The 5081-nt window shown below is 49.4% G+C and carries 4 protein-coding genes and 1 pseudogene; 3 read left to right on the forward strand and 2 right to left on the reverse strand.

The genetic code is table 11. The annotated features are described in order from the left end of the window. Positions 1-82: 82 nt before the first annotated feature. Complete coding sequence (locus tag BLO31_RS14970; RefSeq protein ID WP_139159022.1) at positions 83-535, reverse strand: hypothetical protein; 453 nt, start codon at positions 533-535, stop codon at positions 83-85. Positions 536-1099: 564 nt separating this feature from the next. Between BLO31_RS14970 and BLO31_RS23200 the strand changes: the two genes are divergently transcribed. The 3 genes and pseudogenes from BLO31_RS23200 to tnpA all read left to right on the forward strand — a co-directional run bounded on the left by BLO31_RS23200 (position 1100) and on the right by tnpA (position 2410). Further along, the gene (locus BLO31_RS23200) at positions 1100-1639 is read left to right on the forward strand and encodes a helix-turn-helix domain-containing protein (RefSeq protein ID WP_084659845.1); all 540 of its coding nucleotides are present in this window, start codon (positions 1100-1102) and stop codon (positions 1637-1639) included. Beyond that, on the forward strand, positions 1531-1758 hold the full coding sequence (locus tag BLO31_RS23875; protein ID WP_175443234.1) for a hypothetical protein: 228 nt from the start codon (positions 1531-1533) through the stop codon (positions 1756-1758). The genes BLO31_RS23200 and BLO31_RS23875 overlap by 109 nt, the downstream gene beginning before the upstream one ends. 209 nt (positions 1759-1967) lie before the next feature. Further along, a pseudogene (gene tnpA / locus BLO31_RS14980) lies at positions 1968-2410 on the forward strand (IS200/IS605 family transposase). A gap of 531 nt (positions 2411-2941) precedes the next feature. Here the strand turns inward: tnpA and BLO31_RS14985 are convergent. Next, entirely contained in the window at positions 2942-4210 is a 1269-nt protein-coding gene (locus tag BLO31_RS14985; RefSeq protein WP_070968337.1) for a hypothetical protein, read from the reverse strand. Positions 4211-5081 lie beyond the last annotated feature (871 nt).

Here is a 5081-nt window from a genome sequence, read left to right on the forward strand (position 1 = left end):
CATAACTATCGCGTTGATGCTCCAAAAAAGTCTACTGGATTAGCGTATTCACTTCCCTTGATGGTTCAAAGCCCATATCCGTTCACCTGATTGACGTGTCGTCACAGATAGTCATACCTGATTTTCTAAGCGTCATGATTTGTTGGTGAATGTCGGTACTCGATTGAGGACCCTTAGCACTTACCGCGTTCTTGAGCCCATTCAATCCCTTGCCGCCGCCTTTCTTTTTTTGTCTCGAAATCATCCCACGTCCTTCGTAATGCGAACTTAAGCAAAAGCCCTTGAACTGATAGGTCACGATATCGGTCACGCCGTTTGAATCAGGTATCAAATCCGTCAGGTCGTTTCGACTTTGCGCACTTAACTTAGCCCTGGTTTTTCGAATATATTCAACGAGATTGCCGGTCTCAGGAAGTTGAAGGGCGCCAATCGCACCCGCATTTCCCGCGACGATCGTTTTCACTGATTTAAGGTCACCCATATGACGAAGTAGTTCAGGTCGCTCAGCTCGTGTCCCTGAAGTTTTTTTTATCAAACCAGCACATAATAGCGTTGGTATATATTTGATTTTTGTCGTTCAAGACCTTGCTGAGAAGAACAGTCAGGTGTTTTCAGCCTAGTGATTTTCGTGGGTGGGTTGTCAAGTAAGGTGTCGGTCATTTGGCCTAGCGTATAAAGGTGGCGAAAAGTGAAGATAGGGATGTACGTTGGCCTGGTTGATTTTAGCTACTTAAGTAAGCCATTTGGACCATAAACCTCGTGCTGGAGCGAAGGCAGGCGGGTGTAACCCTCTTAATCATTGTTTCGCCATTCGGTTGCACCTTAGACGGTGTCGTGGGTTCGCACACAAGTCGTTCGTAAGATGGACTTTACGTGTTCGTCGTACGAAGCATGCGGTTTTTCCAGTTGTGGCGTATGAGCCGTGAGATGGTGTCGCGGCTCACAGGCTATCGGTTGTACCTCAACGGAGTCTAAGTCATATCAATCTAGGTAAAATATGATCTGATCGCGGCTGTTACTGTCTTGTGAAAACGGATGCTATGAACAGCCTCGATAACATCGACTTTAAAAAGCTCGCTAGCCAACAAAAATCTATCCGATGAAGATACGATTACTCGCATTGGCCCATTTTAAAGATGGTCACTCTCGCACCCAAATCGCCAAGTCCCTTAAAGTCAGTAGAACCAGTGTGAACAGATGGGTACAATCGTTCCTCGAAGAAGGACTTGAAGGGCTGCAAGAAAAACCAAGCTCAGGTCGGCCTGCCTGTCTTAACCCTCAACAACGTGAGCAATTAAGCCTATACATAAAGAATCGAGCAGAGGATTCATCCGGGGGCAGGTTAACTGGCGCTGATATTCATGCCCATATCGTCGTAGAGTTTGGTAAATACTACCATCCAGGCTCCATCTATTATTTGCTTAATCACATGGGCTTCTCTTGGATAACTTCCCGCTCCAAACACCCTCGACAATCCCAAATAATTCAAGACGATTTTAAAAAAATTCAAACCTTAAGATCCCCGGCCACATGGGACTTGAGAACGTTGATGTCTGGTTTCAAGATGAAGCGAGATTCGGCCAGCAAAATACGACAACTCGACTTTGGGCTGAACGTGGTTCAAGGCCGAGAGCGGTAAAACAACAGCAGTTTGAGTATGCGTATTTGTTTGGCTCAGTATGCCCCATTAGAGAGATTGGAGAAGCAGTGGTTGTTACTTGGGTTAACAAGGAGACTATGGTTGAACACCTTAAGTAGATCTCCGCAGTCACCAAAAAAGGTCGTCATGCAGTGGTGATCATGGATGGTGCGGGGTGGCACACGAATAACATTGCAGAGCAATTTGATTTTCTAACCTTAAACCACCTTCTTAAGAAGGCGGTGGTCGTTCCTTTGGGCTATGCCCGAAGAACGCTCACGTTCAAGATGTCCTCGTTTGTAACCAGCAAATGAAGGAAATAAAGAACATGAGTAGATACGAATCCGCCTCACACGAGTATTATAGGTGTCAGTACTACTTAGTTTGGACACCGAAATACCGCCTAAAAATCTTAAAGGCAATTTAGGTAAGGAGGTTTACCGCAGTATCTATATCAATAGTAATATGAAGAACTGTCAGGTTGTCGAGCGTAATGTTCAAGTAGACCTCGTACATCTGTTCGTGAGATTGCCACCTCGCTTAAGGGTTTCGACATATATGGGCTTTGTAAAAGGACGAACCGCGTTTCGCTTGTTTAACAAATTTCCGTACTTGAGAAAGAAGAAGTTATGGGAAACAAGTTTTGGCAAAGAGGCTGCTTTTTCGACTCGCCTGGGAGGAATGATGAAATTATAAGCAGCTCTGTCCGGCACACAAGATCGTGTAGGGAAGGAAGAAGAGCGCCAGATGCGTTTGGGGTTAGGAAACTAAAATGAGAGCCCCCTTTTAGGGGGGCTTTCAAAGCCACCCGCATCACAGGTGGAATGTTACAACGTAAGTAACACCAAAGTTCCGCCCTATTCACCTGAACTAAACCCGTTTGAGCAAGTATGGGTTCGTTGCGGCAGCACTGATCAGCATATCAGCGTGTTACGGATTTTTAACGACGTTGTCGAGAAGGTCTGTGAAGCATGGAAACACATTTTAGAGTGTACCGACAGAGTGACATAGATGTGTCTAAGCGTATGGATTAACCGGACCCGTTAATTTTCCAGATTGGTATCAGTTGTCACGGGCTGGGCGGATGCCATCGACCCCCTAGTCACCGACCGAATCTAAAAGCTAGCGTTGTGCCATAGGTCGGGTTGTCCTGTATGCAATCGTAACGTGGTCAACAAGATCGAGGTGGTAAGTGTCATAGAAGTAGACTATGCCTGGTCCGTCGGAAAATCGAAATCAGGCATAGGACACGTTTAACGGAACTGGGATCCTAACGTAACGTTCATGTGTGATTAGGATTAGCTAGTTCGCATCACTTTCACTCGAGTCGGAGGTGTAGAATCTAAAGTTTTTGCGCTCAGCACGCTGGCTCTCGGTCTCACTCCACTGAAACGAATCTCTAAATTTCGCGGTGTTCGTTTCGTGACCACCGTCGTAGCTTTGTCGAAGGGAGCGGTCGGACGGAGTCAGAGCTTGGCGCCGTTTTGTCGTATTCCCGTAGGTCATGCGGTCTCCCCGTCGTTTTAGGTAAGCGTTTAAATGGCGACGAGCTTCCCTACCTCGTGGCTTCCTCGTTTTGCCTTTCCCCCGTGTACCCTGTTCGGGGCGAATGTAAGCAGGTTCGTCGTATGCGCGTCGTGATTCGCCCATCAGTTTGGTTTCTTTCGATCCGTCCTCCACTGGTTCTGCTTCCAGGTGACCCGTCTCTCGTTTACGGTCCGTGTTGGCGCCGTAAATATCGAAGTACCCCGCGGTTTTGCGATGAGCGGTGTCGGCATTAAAGAGAGTGGTTCGCGGAAGGGTCTCCGTGACCTCATTTGAGTGGAACAACGCGGTGCCAATACCGCGGGAGGCATCCTTGTGCGCCGTCGGGCTGACATCTATTGGTTTGATAGCGTACTCGCTATCGCAACCTGGGTAATCCATCACTGTCACATCGAGTTGGGTCACTTCAGGGCCACGCGCCCCAGCTTCCTCCCCCTGTTCGATAAACGTCGACGGTTTATTCGGCGAGTCGAAAGTGACGAGCCCGTCATTTCCCGCCTCAAGACATTCGGATATCGGCACTTTTCGGTTAACCGCACCGAGCGTGTTGATATCGGGTCGGTTCGCACCACGTCGTTCATTGTAGACGAAGTCGCTTTCCAATTGGTGTCGTTCGCGTTCTTCCCCGGCCCTCCTTTGTAGCATACCCTCGAGATTGAGTATGCCCCCGCGTGTTTTTTCATTCTTAACCGGGCTCTCGTTGTCGGCGTTGGCTTTTTTCATGGCGATCTGAAGTTCGAGCTTCTGAAGTTCGAGCTTCATATGGCATGACCGCATCGACAGTTCCAGTCGTTCTCCATTGGATAGCAGTTGCCCGATCGGATGAATAAGTACCTCTTGGTCTTCACTTGAGTAGTTCTTTGCTTTTTGAAGATATTGACTTAGTTGGTTCAGGCGCTGGCCCAGATATTGAAGGCATTCGATAGTATCGTCAACGCTCGGAGTTTCGGATCCAGCGCCTGGGTTTTTTTTTTGTCGACGCGGGGAGTCAGCGACAAGTGGCGCGTTGGGCTTTGGCGAGCGCACGTCGGGTTCGTAGGGTTCGCGTATTGGCGTGGGGTCCCTACGGGTGATCGTGACCCTCCAGTTCGGCTAGCCGAGCGTGCGACAGTTCGCGCGGAGAGGGGTTCGCGCGTTTTCAGGCTGCAGGAACCCAGTTGCCCTATAGTGCGACTGTGGTTCATGCGGTTCCGGTTCGGTTCCGCGTGGCGTAGCGTTGTCCGATTGATGACCGAGACTGAGCCCATAGCGCCATGTACCTCGGTCAAGTGACCTGGCGTAGTTCGGGGTCGTTTGGCGCGCGGTATGGTATTCGACTGCTTTTCGGGTGTTTCGCGTGGTTCGCGCTGGGTTCGTGGGGCTGTAGTTGCGAGGTTCGTAACCCGTCCGTCCGCGGTATGCGTTCGAGTCTCTGTTGAAGAGAGGCCATTCTGACTGGGGGAAGTGCGAGGTTGTGCGGTTCGGCTCACGTAGTTCACTGTTCCTTTGATCATCTAAGGAGGCGATGTGTCCGGTTTTCGGGTACCATCGAAGGTTTCGAAGGAATTGTTCGGAGTCAGTAGCTTGGCCATCGAGCGAGGTCACCACAACTAAATATACGGTTGGGTCGGGTTCGCGGTCACTGACGTACGTTTCATGCCATCCCTCCAAGTCCTTCCTCACGTGCTTCGATTTTTTTCGCAGTTCATCAGATACGAGTCTGCAGTATCCCAGTGCTACATCTTTGTTCGCGTCAGTTGCGTCCATCATGTATCCAGAGCGTCGGTCGAACATGTATGCACTTAGGACGACTTCGCTGTTGACAGCGTTCGCCTCCTGGTCGCGGTTTTCTCCTTCCGGCGCCAACTTGATAGTGAATTTGTATTGTATAACGGGTCTTGTGTGTTTTCCCACTGTC

It is taken from the genome of Vibrio sonorensis (genome assembly GCF_001854765.1).
GTDB classification, from domain to species: domain Bacteria; phylum Pseudomonadota; class Gammaproteobacteria; order Enterobacterales; family Vibrionaceae; genus Vibrio; species Vibrio sonorensis.

What these genes read in the sequence shown, in the direction of transcription:
- BLO31_RS23200 (WP_084659845.1), top strand. Translation starts at nt 1,100, where the DNA reads ATGAAGATACGATTACTCGCATTGGCCCATTTTAAAGATGGTCACTCT.
- BLO31_RS23875 (WP_175443234.1), top strand. Translation starts at nt 1,531, where the DNA reads ATGGGACTTGAGAACGTTGATGTCTGGTTTCAAGATGAAGCGAGATTC.